Origin of the sequence: Spirosoma endophyticum (assembly GCF_900112365.1) — a bacterium.
Taxonomy (GTDB): Bacteria; Bacteroidota; Bacteroidia; order Cytophagales; family Spirosomataceae; genus Spirosoma; species Spirosoma endophyticum.
This window is the reverse complement of record NZ_FOLQ01000001.1, coordinates 978,190-1,000,028: the sequence shown is the minus strand read 5'-3', so window position 1 is coordinate 1,000,028 and position 21,839 is coordinate 978,190. Positions and strand designations below refer to the sequence as shown.

General features: G+C 50.9%; 17 protein-coding genes. 8 read left to right on the top strand and 9 right to left on the bottom strand.

What is annotated here, in order from left to right; genetic code table 11:
* The 5 genes from BM202_RS03900 to BM202_RS03880 all read right to left on the bottom strand — a co-directional run bounded on the left by BM202_RS03900 (position 1) and on the right by BM202_RS03880 (position 6,166).
* Positions 1–1,110: an alkene reductase gene (locus tag BM202_RS03900; protein ID WP_093823127.1), complete on the bottom strand. Its 1,110-nt coding sequence runs from the start codon at positions 1,108–1,110 to the stop codon at positions 1–3.
* A gap of 104 nt (positions 1,111–1,214) precedes the next feature.
* Entirely contained in the window at positions 1,215–1,538 is a 324-nt protein-coding gene (locus BM202_RS03895; protein ID WP_317039671.1) for an ArsR/SmtB family transcription factor, read from the bottom strand.
* 87 nt (positions 1,539–1,625) lie between these two features.
* Complete coding sequence (locus BM202_RS03890) at positions 1,626–2,912, bottom strand: MFS transporter (RefSeq protein ID WP_093823126.1); 1,287 nt, start codon at positions 2,910–2,912, stop codon at positions 1,626–1,628.
* Between the two features lie 2 nt (positions 2,913–2,914).
* Positions 2,915–3,952 carry a Gfo/Idh/MocA family oxidoreductase gene (locus BM202_RS03885; protein WP_093823125.1) on the bottom strand — a complete coding sequence of 346 codons (1,038 nt, stop codon included), beginning with the start codon at positions 3,950–3,952 and terminating at the stop codon, positions 2,915–2,917.
* Positions 3,953–4,057: 105 nt separating this feature from the next.
* Complete coding sequence (locus BM202_RS03880) at positions 4,058–6,166, bottom strand: outer membrane protein assembly factor BamB family protein (protein WP_093823124.1); 2,109 nt, start codon at positions 6,164–6,166, stop codon at positions 4,058–4,060.
* A gap of 257 nt (positions 6,167–6,423) precedes the next feature.
* On the opposite strand from BM202_RS03880, the gene BM202_RS03875 reads away from it, so the two are divergent.
* The gene (locus BM202_RS03875) at positions 6,424–7,476 is read left to right on the top strand and encodes a S1C family serine protease (RefSeq protein ID WP_093823123.1); all 1,053 of its coding nucleotides are present in this window, start codon (positions 6,424–6,426) and stop codon (positions 7,474–7,476) included.
* A 119-nt stretch (positions 7,477–7,595) separates the two neighbouring features.
* Here the strand turns inward: BM202_RS03875 and BM202_RS03870 are convergent, their stop codons facing one another.
* Positions 7,596–8,033: an EVE domain-containing protein gene (locus tag BM202_RS03870; protein WP_093823122.1), complete on the bottom strand. Its 438-nt coding sequence runs from the start codon at positions 8,031–8,033 to the stop codon at positions 7,596–7,598.
* Between the two features lie 197 nt (positions 8,034–8,230).
* Between BM202_RS03870 and BM202_RS03865 the strand changes: the two genes are divergently transcribed.
* Positions 8,231–8,794, top strand: a complete 564-nt coding sequence (locus tag BM202_RS03865) for a dihydrofolate reductase family protein (RefSeq protein WP_093823121.1) — start codon at positions 8,231–8,233, stop codon at positions 8,792–8,794.
* 117 nt (positions 8,795–8,911) lie between these two features.
* Here BM202_RS03865 and BM202_RS03860 read toward each other — a convergent pair whose 3' ends face one another.
* From BM202_RS03860 to BM202_RS03850, 3 genes are all read right to left on the bottom strand, one after another.
* Positions 8,912–9,373: a VOC family protein gene (locus tag BM202_RS03860; protein WP_093823120.1), complete on the bottom strand. Its 462-nt coding sequence runs from the start codon at positions 9,371–9,373 to the stop codon at positions 8,912–8,914.
* A gap of 116 nt (positions 9,374–9,489) precedes the next feature.
* The gene (locus BM202_RS03855) at positions 9,490–11,019 is read right to left on the bottom strand and encodes a D-apionate lactonase family protein (protein WP_093823119.1); all 1,530 of its coding nucleotides are present in this window, start codon (positions 11,017–11,019) and stop codon (positions 9,490–9,492) included.
* A gap of 177 nt (positions 11,020–11,196) precedes the next feature.
* Complete coding sequence (locus BM202_RS03850) at positions 11,197–12,384, bottom strand: DUF819 family protein (protein WP_177236497.1); 1,188 nt, start codon at positions 12,382–12,384, stop codon at positions 11,197–11,199.
* A 110-nt stretch (positions 12,385–12,494) separates the two neighbouring features.
* Between BM202_RS03850 and BM202_RS03845 the strand changes: the two genes are divergently transcribed.
* The 6 genes from BM202_RS03845 (at position 12,495) to BM202_RS03820 (ending at position 21,816) form a co-directional block, all read left to right on the top strand.
* Positions 12,495–13,418, top strand: a complete 924-nt coding sequence (locus BM202_RS03845) for a TolB family protein (RefSeq protein ID WP_093823118.1) — start codon at positions 12,495–12,497, stop codon at positions 13,416–13,418.
* A 95-nt stretch (positions 13,419–13,513) separates the two neighbouring features.
* Positions 13,514–14,710 (top strand): TlpA family protein disulfide reductase, encoded by a 1,197-nt coding sequence (locus BM202_RS03840; RefSeq protein ID WP_093823117.1) that lies wholly within the window; start codon positions 13,514–13,516, stop codon positions 14,708–14,710.
* A gap of 363 nt (positions 14,711–15,073) precedes the next feature.
* A complete protein-coding gene (locus BM202_RS03835) occupies positions 15,074–15,769 on the top strand; it encodes an RNA polymerase sigma-70 factor (RefSeq protein WP_093823116.1) in 696 nt (231 codons plus the stop codon).
* Between the two features lie 24 nt (positions 15,770–15,793).
* Positions 15,794–16,813, top strand: a complete 1,020-nt coding sequence (locus tag BM202_RS03830) for a FecR family protein (protein ID WP_093823115.1) — start codon at positions 15,794–15,796, stop codon at positions 16,811–16,813.
* Positions 16,810–20,286, top strand: coding sequence for a SusC/RagA family TonB-linked outer membrane protein (locus BM202_RS03825; protein ID WP_093823114.1), 3,477 nt, complete (start codon positions 16,810–16,812; stop codon positions 20,284–20,286). The genes BM202_RS03830 and BM202_RS03825 overlap by 4 nt, the downstream gene beginning before the upstream one ends.
* A 96-nt stretch (positions 20,287–20,382) precedes the next feature.
* Positions 20,383–21,816: a RagB/SusD family nutrient uptake outer membrane protein gene (locus BM202_RS03820; protein ID WP_093823113.1), complete on the top strand. Its 1,434-nt coding sequence runs from the start codon at positions 20,383–20,385 to the stop codon at positions 21,814–21,816.
* The last annotated feature ends 23 nt before the right edge of the window (positions 21,817–21,839 follow it).

Here is a 21,839-nt window from a genome sequence, read left to right as displayed (position 1 = left end):
CTACTGGGCCTGAACTTCGGCCAGCGCAGGATAATCGATGAAGCCCTGCTCGAAACCGTTTGCGCCGGGCGCATAGAGCGTAGCAGGATCGAATTGAGCCAATTCAGCACCGGTTTCAAGACGAGTGACTAAATCGGGGTTAGCAATGAACGGGCGACCGAATGCAATCAGGTCGGCTTTGCCGCTTTCTAGATCAGCTTCAGCCCGGTCCGCATTATAACTGCCGCACAAAATAATCGTGCTTTTAAATGTCTCGCGAATGGCTTCCACAACCGTTGCTGGCACTGGTGGTGCGCCCATGCTCGAGTGATCAACCAGGTGCAGGTAGACAAGACCAAGATCGTTTAGTTTGCCCGTCAGATAAACGTATAAATCATGTGTATCGTCGGCGTGTGGCAGCAGATCGCCCGCAGCCCCAAACGGCGACAGGCGCAAGCCTACTTTGTCGGCACCGATGGCAGCAATTGACTCTTCGGCGATTTCAAGCAGGAACCGGGACCGGTTTTCAACAGAGCCGCCGTATTCATCCGTGCGTTGATTACTGCGATCACTCAGAAATTGCTCAACCAGGTAGCCATTGGCACCGTGCAGTTCAATACCGTCAAAACCGGCTTCGATCGCATTCTTTGCCGCCTGAACGTATTCCTGAATCGTTGCTTTTATCTCGGCTTTGGTCATTTCGCGGGGCGTACCATTGGTTTGCATACCATCCGAATCAGTCCACATATCACCAGCTGCAGCTACCGAGGATGGGGCCAGAATTTCTCCTCCTTCGGGCAAATTGGCATCGTGAGAAATACGGCCCGTATGCATCAACTGAATGAAAATCTTACTCCCTTTTTCGTGCACGGCGGAGGTTGTTTTCTTCCAGCCTTCAATTTGTTCGGCACTATAAATACCGGGTATCCGGGCATAGCCCAGGCCATTGGGGGAAGGTGACGTACCCTCTGTGATAATCAAACCTGCCGAAGCCCGTTGAGCGTAATACTCAGCGATCATGTCATTAGGAATGTTGCCCAACGCGCGGCTCCGCGTCATTGGGGCCATTACTATGTGATTGGAGAGGGTTAATTTGCCGAGCGTGGCTTCTGAGAATAGCTTATGTGCCATTTTATCTGGTAGCTTACGTGATGAGCAAAGTGAAAGCTTTGCCCTGAATTCTCTGGACTAACAGATTCATATATTTAAAAGTTTGGATGAATTAGAAAAACTAATTAAACAAGGCCATCCAGAAAAGATGACAATTGTTGAACGGCTTCTTTATTCAGTTGCAGGTGAACGTTACGGCCTTCCTTCGATGAATTGACCAATCCGCTATCGATCAATAGCTTAATATGGTGTGAAACACAGGGCTGCGACAGACCAACCAGGTCCATCACCTCGGCATTGGTTAGGGTTTCTTTCTTCCGTAACTCGATTAAAATTGACAACCGTGATTTATCGGCGATAGCTCCAGCCGCTTTTTCGATGAACTTACAATCCATAATAGCTTTATAGAGCATACGTAGCATGTACCGGCCCACTCGTAAAATTAACACAAATTTACCGGCTAAGGTGCCACCGTTAAATCAACAGGCAGTAGCTATCTTTCAGGATAGATGATTCTGAAAGACAGCTACTGCCTGTTAAGGTGCTTCTGGAGAATTAGTTGGCAAATCAATTGGCTTCATCCGGGGGGCGAACAGATGAATACATAACCAGGCCAGTAAATACGCACTGCCACAAATCACAAACAGATAATTATACCCAATCGAAATGTTTCCCGCAGCTTTGTACGTATCCAGCAACGCGCCTACGACAATTGGGAAGAGAAGCCCGCCAACAGATCCTGCCATGCCGCCAAGCCCAACAACCGAGCTAACGGCATTTTTAGGAAACATGTCCGATACCAGCGTAAAGAGATTGGCGCTCCAGGCCTGGTGAGCCGCAACCGCCAGACTAAGCAGCCCAACGACTTCCCATATATTGGTCGCGTAGCGGGTCAGGGCAATCGGTACAATGCAGAGCGCATACAGAAACATCGCGGTTTTGCGGGAACGGTTGACTGTCCAGCCCCGGCGAATGAAATACCCCGATAGATAGCCACCCCCAACGCTGCCGAGCGTAGCCGCGGTGTATACAAAAATGAGCGGTAAACTTGGCTTCTTAAGGTCCAGATTGAACGAGGAAGCAAAGTAGGAGGGCAGCCAGAACAGGAAAAACCACCAGACGGGATCGGTCAGCAACTTACCCAGCACAAACGCCCACGTCTGCCGATAACGTAGTAAATCAAGCCACGGCACCGATCCACCTGCGTTGCTTTCTGCGTCGCTGGTGATGTATACTAGCTCTTCTTTGGATAACTTTTTATGACGCTGGGGATTTTCGTAGCTCCACCACCAGAAGATCACCCAGATAAAGCCAACCAGTCCCGTCAGTAAAAAAGCCATCTGCCAGCCGTAAACACCCAGTACCCAGGGCACCAGAATGGGCGCCACCACCGCGCCAATGTTAGTGCCGGAATTGAAAATGCCCGTTGCCAGCGCCCGCTCCTTTCTGGGAAACCATTCGGCTACGGTTTTTATAGCGGCCGGGAAATTTCCCCCTTCGCCCAGCCCTAACAACGCTCGATAAGCCCCAAATCCGAACGTACTGGTCGCCAGGGCGTGCATCATGGCCGCTACGCTCCATAAACAAACGGCAATGGTGTAGCCTAACTTCGTGCCGATCACGTCAATGAGTCGGCCAAAAACAACGTAGCTGAGGGCATAAGCGCCCTGAAACGCCATCACAACATGGCTGTAATCGGTTTCTGTCCAGTTGAAAACGACTTCTAAGGTGGGTTTGAGCAGACTAATAACCTGCCGGTCAAGGTAATTTATGGTCGTAGCCACAAACAGCAGCACAACAATTCGCCAGCGGTAATTGGTCATAATTAAAAGGAAATGGTACGTAGTGTCTGGCTGCTCTCCATGGCTAAATCGATCACACGGGCGAGTTGTTGAATATCGGTGGGTGTAATGGCCGGTTCGGCTCCGTTTACGATAGCGTCGTAGAGATTATCATAAAACGGCGTATAATTTCCCCGTTCACTCTCTATGAGTATAGACTGGCCATCCCGATAAAGTGTGCCCCAGCGATCCGGCGGCTCAACCCCCCAGTCGGGCAGATTGGGGAGCTGGTTCAGCCGCTGGCGTTCTTCCTGGACATCCAGACCACCTTTGATAAAGGAACCTTCGGTGCCATTCAGCCTGTAGCGGGGCTGATTGTGGTAAACCATGTAGTTGGATTCCACCCTGACGACCTTATCGGCATAGCCTAATTTTATGTCAAAATAATCGGTAACCCGACTATTCGGGCGAATTATGCGAATGGTAGCCTCAACCGTATCGGGTCTGCCAAACAGGTTCAGCGCCTGGTCGAGCATATGCGGTCCTAAATTGTAAAGATTACCCCGGCCGATACCCGGCAACTCTTTCCAGCTCTGGGAATCGGGCGGGACGGGCGCGTACCGGTCATAACGGCCTTCATACTCCACCAGCGTCCCTAACGAACCATCGGCCAGCAGCCGCTTGATCGTCAAAAAATCAGAATCCCATCGGCGATTCTGATAGGCTGTAGCGATGCAGCCCTGCTTTTGCGCCAATTCCAGTAACTCAACAGCGCCCGTTTCGGAGAGCGCAAAGGGTTTTTCAACCACTACGTGTTTCCCCTGCTCCAGCGCCTGACGGGCATAGTCGACATGGGTTTCGTTGGGCGAGCAGATGAAAACGAGGTCGATGGTCGGGTCCTCGAACAACTCAGCAGGCGTAGCAACCCACTCAATCGACGGATCGAACGCACGAACCGCATCGGGGCGACTGCTGGCGATTTTCTTTAAACGAAACTTTGGATTGACGGATAAAAACGGCGTGTGGAAATACCGCCCTGACAGGCCGAAGCCTACTAAACCAACGTTGAGAACTTTAGACATAGAGAATGTGGGTTAAGTTGTATCCATGAACCACGTTCGGCTTTAGCCTGTGAGTCCATTCAAATCTAAACACGGACTGAAGCCGAACGCGGCCCGTGGATACATTTATGGTAAAGCAAACGCTACGTACTTATCTCCTGATTTGGTGTTCAATTTTCCACCACCGCAGGCAATCACTACGTATTGTTTCCCTCCAACCGAATAGGTACTGGGCGACGCATAACCTGCGGCTGGTAGTTGAACCTGCCACAGAATTTTGCCCGTTTTTTTGTCCATCGCCCGGAATTGTTCGTCTTTGCTGGCCGCGATGAACAGCAAACCACTGCCCGTTACGAGTGGGCCGCCGTAGTTATCAGTGCCGGTGGGTGGAATACCTTTGGCGGTCAACTCCTTGTATTCGCCCAGCGGGACCTGCCAGCGATGCTCTCCTGTGTTGAGATCAATGGCGGTCAGGGTTCCCCAGGGTGGTGCGCTGACAGGATAGCCTTTGCTGTCGTACCAGCGGTTATAGCCTGTATGCTGGTAAGGCAACCCACCGTTCTGGGCACTGCTGACCGGTTGCGACGTCGTCCCTTTGTTGAAAAGAAAATCGACGATGGCTTTGCGTTCGGCTTCGGGAAGATGCGAAAACGAAGGCATCATGCCGCGTCCTTTCAACAAAACCTGTTGAACCGCATCCGTCGAGAGCCGGGCTGCCAGACCCAATAGCGATGGATAGGAGCCGTCATGATTGCCCTTACGGTCGGTCCCGTGGCAGGATGAGCAACGCAGACTGTACAATTGAGCGCCCGTCACAGACGCATTTTTGGCGGGCTGTTCTTTTCTGACCAGCGTGGAAAAACAGGGGTTTTGTTTGGCCGGTATGTAGATGATTCCCTCGGGATCAACGGCCGAGCCGCCCCATTGCGCCCCACCATCCGTACCCGGAAAGAAAATCGTCATGTCTGACGTCAGCGGAATATAGGGACTTCCGGTACGGGCTTTTCGTAATGTAGCCACAATCTCATCCCGGTTGGAAGCCCAGGAATTGATGTCTTTTTCGGTGAATGTCTGCTTCGTAAAAGGGGCGGGTTTCTGCGGAATGGGTTGCGTGCGGCTGGTCTGTTCACCCATAACGGCATCACCCGAGAAAGCTGTCTCGGCTACGGAGAACAACGGTTTTCCCGATACCCGGTCAAAAACGAAAACGTGTCCCTGCTTCGTTGTTTGCGCGACCGCATCGATACGTCGGGGCCGACCGTCGGGACCCTTCTGCGTAACGGTTAACAGGCTCGGCGGAGCGGGCGGGTCGCGGTCCCAGATGTCGTGATGGACAAACTGAAAATGCCAGAGCCGCTTGCCCGTTGTGGCATCCAGCGCCAGCAGGCAGTTCGCGAAGAGGTTGTTGCCTTTGCGGTTTCCGCCGTAAAAATCATACGCAGCCGATCCTGTGGGGATGTACACAATGCCGCGCTGCCGATCAATAGCCATGCCCGCCCAAGCATTCGCCCCGCCCAGTCGTTGACGCGGATTCGCGGGAGCCCAGGTGTCGTACCCAAATTCGCTGGGTTGCGGAATCGTGTGAAACGTCCAGATTTTCCGGCCCGTTCGAACGTCATACGCCCGTACATCACCAAGCAACGCGGTTTCTCCTTCCGACAGGCGGGCACCAACAATAATCAGGTTCTTATAAATGGTATTGGGCGTGTTCGGTTGCACATAGTTGTCGCCCCCCGGTCGCTCGATGCCTTCTTTCAAATCAATACGTCCGGCCTTTCCGAAGCTATCGATAGGCTTGCCAGTTTCTGCATTAACCGCATAGAGCCATTTGCCCGCGCCGAACAGAATGCGTTTATCCTGACCATCAGCCCAGTACGTTACGCCCCGGCTCGTCGTGCCGCCATTGTCGGTCAGACTCGTTTGCCAGATTTCCTGACCCGTAGCGGCATCCAGCGCAAAGACCTGGGTATTTGCCGATACGCCGTACAAAATACCGTCAATGACAATGGGATTACACTGCATCTGCGTTCGATTACCCACCGTATCGGCCCCGCCCGATGCATAGGTCCAGGCCACCTTCAACTGGTGTACGGTTGACGCGTCGATTTGCGTCAACGACGAATAATGGCTTCGGGCGCCGTCGCCGTTATATTCTACCCAGTTGGTATCGGATGGATTGGTCGTAAAACGAGTTGTGATGAACAGCAGGGATGCCGCGATAAATAGGTATCTCATGATCGAGGAAAGCACGAAAGGGCAGCTATTTTACTGTTGAAACCAGATACGTGAACACGCTCTGATCTACCAATGACTGCCAGTTTAACAGGTAGTCTAGGCGAGTTACCGATCTCATTTCCCTATCTAGGCTTCTCGAGACCGAATTGCTGCAAATAAAGTGACAGATTGGCGGACTGTCTGACCTGTATTCAGGATGAGATTATTCTGGAACAGTTGCTGATCGGGTTGTGATTTGCACAGTAAACAACAATCTAATGGATACCCAATTTGTGACATTTGCTGATTCGGCTTCACAACCGGCCGGGAGGGGAGAGCAGGACGCCGTTCTGCTGGATGCCTATTCGAATACGGTTGTTGCAGTCGCCAAAAAAGTCAGCCCATCGGTAGTACAGATCAAAGTGAGTGGCCAGGCCAACGGTCAGTCCGGCGTCGATCTCCAGCGACGACGTCAGGGCCGGGGTAATGATTCCGGGGGCACAGGATCGGGTTTTATTATCTCGACCGACGGGTATATCATTACCAATAATCACGTAGTCGCCGGGGCTAGTAAGATTGAGGTAGCCCTGCCAGCCCGCAACGATGAACCAAGCCGGGATTACGAAGCGACCCTTATCGGGCGCGACCCTGCTACCGACATTGCCGTGATCAAGATTTATGCCGATGGGTTGAAAGCCATCCGGTTCGCTGATTCAAAACAGGTTCAGGTGGGACAGATTGCGATCGCGATAGGCAATCCGTATGGGTTTCAGTACTCGCTGACGGCGGGTGTGGTGAGTGCGCTTGGCAGGACGTTACGTTCTGAATCGGGGCGGCTCATCGACGATGTTATCCAAACCGATGCCGCGCTGAATCCGGGTAATTCAGGTGGGCCGTTGGTGAATGGCAATGGCGATGTGATCGGCGTCAACACGGCGGTCATTCTGCCCGCTCAGGGTCTTTGTTTCGCCGTTTCATCGAACCTGGCCGCGTTTGTGGCGGGTAAACTCATTATGCATGGCCGGGTTCGTCGGGGCTATCTGGGCATTGCCGGTCAACTCATAAACCTGACCGAACGCATCAAACAATACAACCAGCTAACGACCAAAACGGGCGTCATTGTCTCCAGTATTGAAGCCGATGGTGTCGCGGGAAATAGTCAGCTAAAGCAGGGGGATATTATTGTAGGGTTCAACGAGCAGCCCATTTCCACCATGGATGATCTTCATCGCCTGCTGACCGACGATACGATTGGGCAACGTACTAAACTGGCGGTACTGCGGGAGAACCGTCAGCTAACGATCCTGGTGACTCCCGGCGAACTGAATTAGCTAATTAGCCAGCACCCATAAACTAAACGCTTTCAGGGTGGTCACTACGTCGCCGGATGCTGCTTCCGGCACGTAGTGTCCGCTGCCGGGAACACGTATGCCTTCAGGTAGGGCCGGAATTATTTATGGTCTTCGTTGAGCATGTTTTTATGAATCAAGTCAAAATCGTGCTTGCCGATCTCGAAAAAGCCGAAGCGAAACGGGTAGCCCCAGGATTTCTTGTTCGGGATGAACTCAAGGTTATCAATCAACGGTAAAATTGAGGCCTCTCTGGATGGGTAAAACGTTACGTTGCGCCGGAAGGGCATAAAGTTTTCCGTCAGAGCAACCTGATAAATCGCGTCGTCGCTCACCTGCCCGATGGCCGTAAAGGCCTGGCATTTTTCGTCACGTTCCAGCACTTGTTTGGGCGAATAGAGGATCACCCAATCATTGGGCTTTATGCGCTTTAGCGGGGCCAGTTTCCCATGATTGGCCTGCATAAATCCGCCGGTAACCCCCCGCTGCACATGGTCTTTTGAGGCTACCACGACCCAGTATTTTTGCGCTTCGTCCATATCTAAAAACTGCTTACTATCAATAAGTTGACTTTATGCGTCGCTACGTGCCTTTTTAACATCAAGCTGGATGATATTCCTGATAAACCTCTGACACGATGGTTAATTCAGTATTTGGCAATTATCCGCCAAAGAATTGAAAAGAATACCGTTTGAGAAAATATATTTACCTGTCCAAGTATAAACGGTAGTCAATCATGAGAAAATTAAAGCTACAGGTACAGTTTACGGTCGATGGATTTATTGCCGGTCCAACTAACGAAATGGATTGGTTGGTATGGAACTGGGATGAGGAACTCAATAAATATGTTACTGACCTGACTGAGCCTGTCAGTACGATTTTACTGGGCCGAAAATTGGCCGAAGGCTTCATTGGCGCCTGGGAGTCGAGAGCGGCAGATCCCGCCACCGCCGACGCGGGTACGCACAAAATGAACAGCACGCCCAAAGTTGTGTTTTCAAGACAACTGGAGCGTATCGACGGCAAAAATGTTACGTTGAACCGGGGCGATATTGTCGAGGAAATCAATGCGCTGAAACATGGAGAAGGGGGCGACCTGATTGCCTATGGGGGTGGCGACTTTGTGTCTTCTCTGATCAAGAATAACCTGATCGATGATTATTATCTTTTTGTCAATCCGGTAGCCTTGGGAAAAGGCATGTCCATATTTGGTGAACTGGATAAGAAGCTGAATCTTAGGCTGGCAGAGGCCAAATCGTTCACGTGTGGTATTGTGGTACTCCATTACCAACCCGCCTAGCTCAACGAAACTGCTGAGAAAATTCACCTTTTTTATCATGCTGACCGGCGGACCGGTCAGCATGATAAAAAGATTCTATTAATAGGACAAATTTGAAAAGTTAGACCGCTCTTTTAGTTACGCTTCCTCCAGCGATTTGATGTCGAGCTTCGACATTTTCATCATGGCCTGCATAACCCGTTTTGCTTTCTCGGGGTCTTTGTCGCCCAATAGTCGGCCTAATGAAGACGGAACAACTTGCCACGACACACCGAATTTGTCTTTCAACCAGCCACACGGTCCTTGTTCTCCACCTTCAGAAAGTTTCTCCCAAAACTCGTCCACTTCAGCCTGCGTTTCACAGCTTACGAAGAGCGAAATTCCTTCGGCGAATTTAAAATGCGAACCACCGTTCAGGGCGTAAAAATCCTGTCCATCGAGTTGAAAGGTAACCGACATGGCACTTCCTGCGGGTGCCGGGGCTCCTTCGCCGTAGTAGTTGATGCTGCTGATTTTTGAATTTTTGAAAAGGGTGGTGTACAGCTTTGCCGCTTCTTCGGCCTGGTTGTTGAAAGTCAGGAATGTTGTGATCTTTTGCATGTTGTTTACTGGTTTGTTATCGAAACAAATGTACGCCAGATCGACACCGCAGAAGGAGGGCGAAGACGACAAAAAGCGGGGTCTTTGCGGCAAGAAATACTACCGTTTCGTCTGGCTTATCTTGCCCCGTTCTGATACTCCTGAATTACGTTAAACACGGGGTAAACGGTGTCGCCACTCACCAAACCCGAAGGCCCGTGAGACTGGTAATACGTAATCGACTCAACACCTATGGTCGTTAAGGCGCTCAGACTCTGGCGGGTCCAGTCGGCACCAAACTCTGTTGTTTGACGTGGATCAGCCAGAGCGTTTAGACGTTCAACAACCGTTCCGGCCCGTGTCGTAAACCGGGGACGTAGTGTTATTGGAGAAATGTGGATGGGCTTGCCATTACTGAACCGTCGGGCCGACAGAACCGTCTCCGGCTGCCCGGCAATATTCTCCTGTATCGTAAGATTATCGGACGCATGAGCCGCTGGGGTAATGGAATAAGACACGAAATCAACCAGCTCGAAATCAACGAGATTACGGTTCAGTTCGGCAAAATTATCGTCGGTGCCTCCACCGATAAGCAGGCCCGGCCACTCACTACGTAGTAGTGGCACCAGCGTTTGTAGGAGTTCATTCGACGTCGTTAGCGTTTCTGTATGGTAGAGCATCATCGAGCGAACCGTTACGTCATGATTCTGAAGAAAGCCCTGTAAGGCGCCCAGTTCATTCGCGGGCTCATTGCCGAAAAACACAGCGAGTTCAAGCGGAACTCCCAGCCGTTGTGCATCCTTTATGGCATTGGTCAGGAGCGTTTGCCAGAATCGGAAGCGAAAAAATACATCAGCCCGCAGGTGCGACAGGCTTAATTTTTTCAATAAAGCCAGTTCAGTATTGGTTAACGGTGGCCCGTCGGTCCGTTGCCCAACACCAATACGCGGTCGGGTCGGATTAAACTCTATTACTTTTTCCGGCGTTTCGACAACTGCCACGCCGTTTGGTATTGCCTGTTTCGACAGACCGAAAACCACGTTTTGACGGAACTCCTCGCTAGCAGAAACAGCCACCGGAAATGGCAGACTATTCGGCGTCGAATACGTTTTGAAAGAAGCATCCGTCCAGTTACGCTGGTCCTCCATTTCGAACACATCGCCCGAAAAATCAAGCTGCCAGACCGTACCAGAAGCCGGTTTCCAACGTAGCGTCTGGATGTTCAGGAAGGGCTGGTGCGGGTTGATAAATACCGGGAAATTGTCGTTAGCAATACGTCCATCGGGCGAAATCACCTCCGCGGGCTGACCCAGAACGCCATCGAGCGGATGCAATACACACAGACCAATTCGGTTTTTCTGGAAGTCATTCAGTGCTTTGCCATAAAAATCGACAGTAATGGTACCATCGGCTTCCCCCCGAATATCGACCCATCCCGTCATTTGGATACTGAGATCGTCTATGTGCCAGCCGTAGTGAATTCGGAACGAATCGGCATGTTGCTCGATCACTTCGTCTGTAATGGTGAACGCGGCTGTGGTCCAATTACGGTTTCGAATCGCGAAGTAAATCATTCGGAGAATTTCCGTATCACCGAGTGAAACGTACCGTAGAAAACCGTTTTCATAGCGAACCCGAAACGGGCCAGCCTGCAGGAAATGGGGCATATTGTATGTTGTGGCTAAGGTCATAAAAGGTACCTGAAGAAAGCCAATCAACACCCTTTGCTACTGAAATGACCTGTCAGGTATTGCTGCAAATGATTTTTTGAACGCGATATAGTTCATTTTCGCTCGGCGAAGCCAAGCGAAAATGGGTGGACAAAAGGCAACTCGCAACTTGAATTAACCGATTAGCCAGCTTGCTCCGCGCAGGTACTCCGCAATCAGTAGGCCGCAGTACGTACCAACGGCATTGCCCAGAGCGCCCGCCAGAATACCCGGCAAATGCAAATCGGGCCGGTTCAGGCTTTTGGTCAGTGCCAGACACGAAGCCGACCCACCCAGACATGCCTGAGACGCTACGCTGAGGATGGCCCAATCCTGACGGAGTAAGGCCCCAACCCCAAATTGAACCAGGGAATGGACGGCCACAAGAATGCTGACAAACAAGAGCATCATCAGGGCCAGATGCCCGTCTTTCAACAGGGCTGCGATGTCGCAATAGGCACCGATCACGGCCAGAAATAGATAAATACAGAAGATACTGATCACCCGGACACCCCGCAGTTTCTGAACAGGAGGCCATTGAGCCAGCACCAGGGCTAAGGTGGTTAGCGTCAGAATTTTGGGGATGGCGGGGACATAAACGGCGAGCTGTCCCGCCAGAAATAAACCCAGCACACCAAGGCCGATCAGCAATGCCAGATCGGTTGGAGACATGGTTTCAATATCGCTGATCTGGGCATTGGCTTCGACCTCAAACTGCTCTTTTTCGGCGGGTGTCCAGTCATACACTAATTGTCGGGGGAAGTATTTGTTGAGCAGGGGCGGCAACAGCAGCGTGACGCCCATCCAGATTGCCGTGACGATATTGTCGGTCGCAATGGCCGCAGCATATAAGTTGCCTGCTTTATTGACTCCATAGTGGAGGGCAATCGCGTTGAGATTACTGCTGCCGCCGGTATACGTTCCGGCAAACATGCCGCCCAGTGCATAATACAATTCCCCAAACCCTTTGGGGCCGGCTACCGCCCACATACCCGCCACCACGCCAAGCAACGTACCGGCGGCACCAATGAAAAAGTTCATCACCATCGGCGTACCCGCGCGTCGCAGGCTGCTCAGATTAACGGTCAGGAGCAGGTAGAAAATCGAAATAGGAGCCAGATACGTAAAAATGCCATCGTATAGGGGAGGGGCATTGGTCGATGTCGGAATCAACCCGATGTTGGCCGTTACAGCGGTTAGCAGAATGACGGTGAGCGATGTGCCGAGTTGACGAAAAACGGGCAGTTTGGTCAATTGGTCAGCCACGAGAATATTGCCCATCAGTAACGCTAAAATAGCTAATGGGTCCTGGATCAGGGACATAGAGAGGAGGTTGAAAAGCGGAATATACAAAAAAAATGACGAGCTTACCCGACAAACAATCGTTTCTGGATCACTCCGCGCTTGTTGTTTCAACCTGAAAAAGAAAAATCATGCCTTTCCTCAAAAAAGTACTCCCCAGGGGCGTAAACCGCTTATTTACCTTGAGCGTCATTGTTTCGGCCTTCGCAACCCTCAGTGCCAACGTAGCGTTGGGGCAATCACCACCCGACGCCGATATTTTCCTGGTGGATCTTACATTGACCAGCCAGCCTGCTCAGGTCGGTAAACCCGTAAACATTACTCAGCGAAAAGGCTACGACAACCAGCCTTCGTTTACGACGGATGGCAAGAGTATTTTATACACCGCGATGCAGGACGACGGCCAGACAGACATCTACCGCTATGATCTGCAGCAAAGAACGAGTTCGCCCCTGACCCGAACCGCCGAAAGTGAATATTCGGCCACGGTGACCCAGGATCGGGCGTATTTCTCCGTCATTCGGGTGGAGAAGGATAAAACCCAGCGCCTGTGGAAATTCCCCATTTCAGGTACGGGTGAACCCATGCTGGTACTGGAAAAGGTTAAACCAGTAGGGTATCATTGCTGGCTTACGGGCGACTGGCTGGCCCTGTTCATCCTGGGGTCGCCGAATTCACTTCAGTTGGCCCATGTCGGCGCTGGCGATACGACCCGAATCGAAAGCAGTATTGGGCGATCGCTGCACAAAATTCCGGGTAAAAATGCGCTGAGTTTTGTACATAAACGTACGGCTACTGAGTGGGACATAAAGCAGCTTGACCTGAAAACGAACCAGATGACGACGATTGCGCCCACGCTTGCCGGGAGTGAAGATTTCGTCTGGACACCCGATGGTACGTTGCTCATGTGTCAGGGAACGGCCTTGTATCAGCTTAAACCGGGCGCTACACCGACCTGGACGAAACTGGCTGACTTCAGTTCGCTGGGCATCAAACAGTTGAACCGGCTTGCCATCGACGGGGAGGGTAAAAAACTAGCCTTGGTCGGGCAGTAAGGGAAAATGAAAATGCGCCATTCTGAGGTAATATAAACGGCTCTGCCATTGATAAAATAATATTTAAAGTACACCCAAATGCATAGAATCGTATAATGAAGACTTTATCAGGCTTGATAGCAACAGCTTTTTTGGTCTTTCCAACGATAACTGAGGCTCAAAACATAAACGTAATCGATATTCTGAATAAGATAAATCAAGCCGTCTTGAAGTTGGATGAAGGACAATTCACGATGCATGATAAGCTTACTAAGCTCGTTACTGATGATGATTCATCTCTTACAGAACATACAACCTTATGCTTTTTTAAAAAGAATCCTGATGATTCATTAATGGGTTATCAGCTAGCTGCCTTTCGAGAAGATGGCTATCAGCAAATCTATAATGGCAGCTATCTTTTTACCGTCTATGACCGAACTCTTGAAGTGATGAGCAAACAGGAACACGCAAGTAAGATAAAAGAACAGCTTACGGGATTCACGGGACCTGTTTATTTAACTAATACCAATAGACTTCTTCAGTATTTTAACCAGCCGTCTACTGCTCAAAATATACATCTTCTTGGTTTTGATTATTTCGCAGGTGAAAAATGCTACAAACTAACTATTGACAATTCACGAGATCCAAAGAGGACTTCTAAAGTTTATTATTATGTGTCTACCAATTCGTCTCTTCCCTTGCGAACGGTCTCGATACTAACGTCAACAGCCGGCGAAACGAAAGAAACGTTGATTTTTGATTACTCGATCACTGGCATAAAAAAGAAGTTACTGGAAGTCAATCAATTCAGCCGAGAAAAATTATCCGACTACCGAATAGAAAAGAGGTACAACTCTTCTGAAGAAGATACTAAAGATGAGTTGCTACCAGTTGGTTCGCCTGCACCCAATTGGAAATTGCCATTGATCAGTGGTAATACAATGGAATTAACTGATTTAAAGGGTAAAATTGTCATAATGGACTTTTGGTTCAAAGCGTGTGCTCCATGCCAAAAGCAGATGATTGCGTTACAGGCACTTCATGAAAAGTTTCCCTCCAATGAGGTCGTTGTTGTAGGCATCAATACGATAGATGATCCTAAAAGGGATAGATTAGATCTATTTTTAAGGAATAGGCTTATTACCATGCCCAGCGTTTATAAGGGCAATTTGATAGAATCTCTTTACAAAGTTTACGGATCACCGGCTTTATTTATTATTAATAAGCAAGGTATAATAGTCTACACAGCTAGTGGCTATTCGTCCACCTTAATAAATGAAGTTGATCAGGTTATTACTAACCAATTGAAATAAAAGATTAGGATAATTTCAATTCTAACGGACGATCATTATCTAATAATGGAAAATCAATCCTTGCTTCAATCTCTTCATATAAAATTAGAGGCTGTTGCAAAAGTCTGGAAAGCACTTATTAAGCTCCATTAATGAGACCCGTTCTCTAAATTTTGCCTTGAAACTAATCGCTTGAAAAGGCAAATTCAGATATGGATCAACTTTTGCAACAGTCACCGGTATTATCTTACCAGAATTTAGATACCAGGGTTGGCCTTCATAAAGACCGATGCTGGTATTTTGCATTTTATAAATAAAAAATAAAATCCGATTGGGGGATTTATTACGCCAACTTGTCTTCTGTATACTAGACCCTTAGACTGGATGGCTTCAAATGCATTTCCCTTTCGGCAATCTGCCGATCCGATACCTGCCGGAACAACGCCATTATTACGGAACGATGCAGAAGTGACAAGTGATACGTCGGTTCGACCCGCGCCCGTCGATAGCGAACTATTCATACGCAACGCCTTTGCGGTCGATCCACGAGTAGGCTGCGAGCTGCTTTTCAGGCAGTATTTCGCGCCCTTGTGCAGCCATGCCATTCGCTTTGTCTACGACCGTCAGGTAGCGGAGGACGTAGTGGCTGACCTGTTTTATACGCTGTACACCAAAGAGTTGTACAAACAGATTCAGGGGTCTTACCGCGCCTATCTGTTTCAGGCCGTGCGTAACCGTGCCTACAATAGTTTGCGTTGGGAATTGAATCGGCAGGAACCGCTGCCCGACGACCTCGACCGGCCCGATCTTGACGCTACCCAACCCGACCGGCTGTTGCAGCAGGACGAACTCTACCGGGCGCTGGAGCAGGCTGTTCAGCAACTGTCGCCCCAGCGACAGCGGGTATTTCTGCTGAGTCGGTTCGAAGGGAAATCGTACAAAGAGATCGCTGCCGAGATGAACCTATCTCCCAAGACGGTTGAAAATCATCTGCTACGGGCCATTTCGACCGTTCGGCAAATCCTTCGTCAACAAAAATTGATTAGCTGGGGACTGCTGCTATTGACGGCTTTATCGTAACGCTCAACGACTTACTACCTCATCATGGAACCTACCCGAGACTTGTTATTTACCTATTTCGCCGGACAGGCAACGTCTGTTCAGCAGAAAGTGATCGGTGAGTGGCTGGCCCGGCCAAACAGCCGGGAAACGTATTTTCAATGGCTTGACGAATGGGAGCGGAGTGTCCCTCAATACGCCCCCGACGTTGATCGCCACCTGGATCGGTTTCGCCAACGTCTCGACGGACCAGTGGACGAATATCCCCGATTCGTACGCCAATTCCCGGACGAGCCGCGACCGTTCTGGCATCCGGGCCGCTGGCTGGTGGCGGCTACAATTTCCGTTACGTTGCTTGCTTGTGGCTGGTTAGCCAAAGACCCCCTGGTCTATAAAACGATTACGACGGGTCCACATCAGCTTCGTTCGCTACGTCTGCCCGATGGCTCGACCGTAGCGCTGAATAGCAATTCGTCCCTTAAAATGCCGCGCATCGGGTATGGCTGGTTGTCGCGACGAGTGGCGCTAACGGGCGATGCGGTTTTCGACGTAACCCATCTGTCGACCAATCAGCCGTTTGTTGTGCAGGCCACCGATGGGCTGGCGGTTGAAGTGTTAGGCACTGAATTTTCGGTACGTAGCCGGGCGACTCAGGCAGAAGTTGTGCTGAAGCGAGGCAAAGTAAATCTCCACTACAAGACTGGCAATCAAACAGCTCAGGATCTGCTCATGAAGCCTGGCGATAAGGTCATGGTTGACGGAAAGGGTTCCCTGCGCCTACAGGACCGGCTCGACACCACCCGATTTGCTACGTGGCGCTACCGACTGTTTCGCTTCAACAATACCTCGTTGCGTGAAGTGGCTCACCAAATCCAGAGCGTATTCGGAGTATCCGTCCAGCTCACCGATCCGGCCTTAGCCCGCCGAACGCTAACGGGAACCATACGGGCCGGTTCGTCTGACGAACTGGCCGAAGCGCTGGCCGAATTGCTCAATCTGCGGGTCAGTCATCGTGATCAAAATCTAATTTTTTCAACTGCTACCGAAACCCAACTTACTCAATGAGAAAATCGCTACCCCTTGCGCTGGCAACCAGTTGGTTGTTAAGTGTGGGTTATGGCCACACCGTGGCCCAAACGCTGGCCTTTGCCCGATCTGCCCAACAGGTCGACAATACGCACCCCACCAAAACCAATAATCTTGTCGTTACGAATCAGACACTTAAGCAGACCTTGTTGCAGCTTAAGGAGCATTATGGTGTCGATGTGCTGTTCGAAGAATCGGTTGTGGCGTATCAGCTTGGGCCGCTCGAACCCCTCAATCTGAACGCCCGGTTAGAAACGAATCTCAATACTATATTAAGACCGCATGGACTTCGGTTTAAGAAACTGCGGTCTGGCGCTTACCTGATTCTACCACCTAAAAACAGCGATCGGGCCACGATCAGCCTGCCCGAACAACCGGCGACAACCGCAGCTACCGGACCTGTCCCGTTAGCTGGCCTGACGAATCTGGCAACCGTTCAACTAACCGAATCAGTACCAACCGACGTACGGATAAGCGGCCGTGTCACCGGGGAAACGGGAGAAGGGCTGCCGGGCGTGAGCGTCGTGGTGAAAGGCTCTCCCCGTGGCACCACCTCCGACGCACAGGGGCGCTATCAGCTCAACATTCCCAATGGGAGTGCTACGTTGGTATTTAGCTTTGTTGGCTACGTTACTCAGGAACAGGCGGTTAATAATAAGTCGGTTGTTGACGTCCAGTTAGTGCCCGACAACAAATCCCTGAATGAGGTCGTGGTCGTCGGCTATGGGCAGGTCAAAAAAAGCGATCTGACAGGCGCCGTGGCAACGGTTCCCGTCGAAGAAATCCGTAAAGTGGCCGTCACATCCCTCGATCAGGCCTTACAGGGTCGGGCGGCAGGGGTGCAGATTACCCAGAACTCAGGCGCACCGGGTGGTACAACGAGCATACGTATCCGGGGTGGCAACTCGATTCAGGGCGATAATGAGCCGCTATACGTTATTGACGGCATTCCCTTCAAAAACGACGGGGCTAGTTCAGGGGGTAATTTCAACGTATTGAGTACGCTGAATCCCAGCGACATCGAGTCAATATCCGTCCTCAAAGACGCGTCTTCTACGGCCATCTACGGATCGCGTGGATCGAACGGGGTCGTCATTATCACGACTAAACGGGGCAAAGCGGGTAAATCAACGATTACCCTCGATGCGTACTACGGCGTTCAGAACGTTCGCCGGAAATACCCATTACTCAATGGCCGGGAATATGCTCAGTTTGTGAACGATGCCAATACGAACGAAGGCCGACCGGCGGTCTATACGCAGGCGCAGGTCGATGCCTTTGGGGTAGGCACCGACTGGCAGGATGAAATTTTCCAGCAGGCACCCATTCAGAATTACCAGCTCTCGTTTAGCGGTGGGGACGAAAAAACGCAATACGCCATTGGGGGCGGCTACTTCAAACAGGGTGGTCTTATTGTCAACTCCGATTTCGATCGGTATTCGTTTCGAATCAACCTGGATCGAAAACTGACCAGCAAAATAAAAATTGGCAACAGCCTGACCGTCAACCGAACCGTTACCAACCAGGCGCGTTCGGATGGTGATCTGGGTAGTGCCGGTCTGGTGACCATCGCAGCTCTCCAATTCCCGCCGATTCTGCCTGTTCGTAACGCCGACGGTACGTATCTGCTGACGGACCCGGCACTTCCCTTCACTGCTGACAATCCGGTGGCGCTGGCCCGGGACAATAAGAACCGGAATACGGCGTACCGAATCTTTGGGAGTGTCTTCGGTGATTATCAGATTATCGACGGGCTGAACCTGCGCGTATCGCTGGGCATGGATGGCATATTACAAAAGCAGGATTCCTATTTGCCAAGATCGGTTTCCAGCGGTCTGGCACAGGGAGGAAGCGCTTCAATTTTTAATAGTCAATCCATGACGTGGCTGAATGAAAATCTGCTGACGTACACGCGCACGTTCAACAGCATTCATAACATAACGGCCTTGCTGGGCTACACACAGCAGGCTAACCGCACAGAAAGCAACCGGTCGCAGGCGCGGAATTTTGTAAATGACAATTTAGGGTCAGGCAACCTGGCGTCGGGTTCGGTGCCCTTAACGCCTGAATCCGGTATCGGCACCTGGGGGCTGCAATCCTACCTGGCCCGCATTAACTACGGTTACAAAGACAAATACCTGCTAACAGCTTCGTTCCGTAGCGACGGTTCCTCGCGTTTCGGGGCCAACAAGCAGTATGGCTATTTCCCGTCGGCAGCTTTGGCCTGGCGCGTCTCCGAAGAAGCGTTTCTAAAGAATAATCGCGTCCTAAATGACCTGAAATTACGGGCTACCTATGGCTCCACCGGGAATCAGGATGGCGTTGGTAACTACCCGGCTTATTCGCTGCTGGCTACTCAGAATTACGTTTTCGGGAATACCGTATCAACAGGTCTTGGTCCGAATCAGATTGCGAATCCTGACCTGTCGTGGGAAACGACAACCCAGGCCGACCTGGGTGTGGATGTTGGTTTCCTGAACAACCGCATTACCCTGACCGCTGATGTGTACCTGAAACGTACGAAAGACCTGCTGCTGAACGTAACGGTTCCAAGTACGTCGGGATTTTCGAGCGCGATTAAAAACCTCGGTAAAGTCGAAAATAAAGGTGTCGAACTGAGTATTTCGTCGCGCAACATCGACGGCGCCTTCAAATGGAGTACTGATCTGAATTTCGCGTTGAACCGAAACAAAGTGCTCGACATTGGGGGGACACCGCAGATATTCGCCGGGAACGTAGCGAACATTGGTCAGGGCCTGAACTCAGGCATTATCCGGGTGGGCGAGCCGCTGGGGTCGTTCTTCGGCTACGTGACCAATGGTTTGTATCAAACCGCCGACGAACTAACGGCACTAACCGATCCACAAGCCCGCAAACCCGGCGACCGCAAATACCTCGATCTGAACGGCGACAAGAAGATTGACGATAATGACCGTACGATCATTGGTCGGGCGCAACCCAAATTCCTGGGTGGTATCAGCAATACGTTCTCGTATAAAGGGGTGGAACTGACGGCTTTCTTTCAGGGCGTTTATGGAAATAATATCCTGAATGCCAATCGGTACGAGTTGGAATACCTGAACGCCACCACCAATCAGGATCGGGACGTACTGAATCGCTGGACGCCCACGAATACCAACACCGACATGCCGCGGGCATCGACTACCCGCCCGGCCAACCGCGTATCGACCCGGCAGATTGAAGACGGTTCGTACCTGCGGCTGAAGAACATTCAGCTTGCCTACAACTTACCGGCATCGGTGCTCAACAGCCTGAAAATTCAATCGGTACGCGTGTACGTAACGGCGCAGAACTACCTGACCTGGACGAGCTATTCGGGTTACGATCCGGAAGTGAACCGCTTCGGTCAGGACAGCCGAAGTCAGGGTTTTGATTACGCCAGCTATCCGTCCGCCAAAACCATCCTGTTTGGACTTAACGTAGGGTTTTAACTCACAATGATGAATTATGAATGATAAATGATAAATGATTAGCTAGAAGTGCCATCATTTATCATTCATAATTCATCATTAAACTAGACTTTAGCCATGAAAAAAAACATATTCTTTGCCCTACTTCTACTCGGCGCAATGACGTCCTGCGAAGTGCTGGACCAGAAGCCCGAATCGAATTTTACACCCGCGAATTTTTACAAAAACGCCGACGATGCCAAGGCCGCCGTTAGTGCGGTTTATGACCCGCTGAACAACGCCAACCTGTATGGTCAGATCATGTGGATATTGCAGGATCAGGCAACCGACGATGCCGAATGGGGGAATGGTCGTTCGACCGCCAACCAGCCCAAAAACGACCTCGACAAATACACGTTTACCCCGGCTACCAATACGTTTCAGTCGATCTGGTCGACCGTGTATTCGGCCATTAACCGGGCCAACGCCGTGATCGGTCGTGTACCCGCTATTACGATGGATGAGAGCCTGAAAGCCCGCTACGTGGCGGAGGCAAAATTTATGCGCGGCTTTTATTACTTCACCCTGTTGCGCCTGTTCGGTGGTGTGCCTATCATCACCACAGAAACAACGTCGTTAAATGATTTAGCTGTCGCACGGGCATCGGCGGATGATGTATACAAATTGGTTATTCAGGACTTTACCGATGCCGAAGCGGTGTTGCCAACGACTTATTCTACCGCCGATAGAGGGCGAGCTACCAAAGGAGCTGCGAAAGCATTTCTGGCCAAGGTATACCTGACCCGTCAGGATTGGCCGAAAGCCTCGGCCAAAGCCAAAGAAGTTATCGATTTAGGCGTTTACGACTTGTGGGCCAACTTTGCCGATGCCTTCCTGATCGCTAATAAAAATGGGAAAGAGGCCGTCTTCGAAATGCAGGCGCTGAGCGGTGGTTTTGGCGAAGGAAGTCTAATGCAGGGGTACATGCGTCCTAACTTCGACCGCATCAATGGGGTGGCCGGCTTCGGGGATGATCCCGCTACCGAAAACCTGTACAGAGCCTATCGCGCCGATGACAAGCGCCGGAACGTAACGCTGAAACTGTATTCGGCGACCAGCACACCCGCGGCTCCGGCCAGTGTTTTGTTTCCCTGCTACGTCTACAAATACCTGGACCCAGCTTCGACCGGCACCAGCGATGGGGGAAATAATTACCCCATTATCCGGTATCCCGACGTACTGCTGATGTATGCAGAAGCCCTGAATGAGCAGGCCGCCAATAGCACGGAAGCGTATTCGACGATTAACCGCGTTCGAAACCGGGCAGGATTACCAAGTCTGACGGCTAACCTCAGTCAGGCCCAATTCCGTGACAGCCTGCTGCTGGAACGTCGGCTGGAACTGGCTTTCGAGGGCCATCGCTGGTATGATCTGGCGCGTACAAAACGATTGATCAGTGCCATGAAAGCCCAGAATCCGACGATTGTGGTTGAAGAACGACATTATCTGTTCCCGATCCCGCAAACGGAGCGCGATGTAAATCCCAAACTGGATCAGAATCCAGGGTATTGATCCTGACATTTTTTTCATTGTTA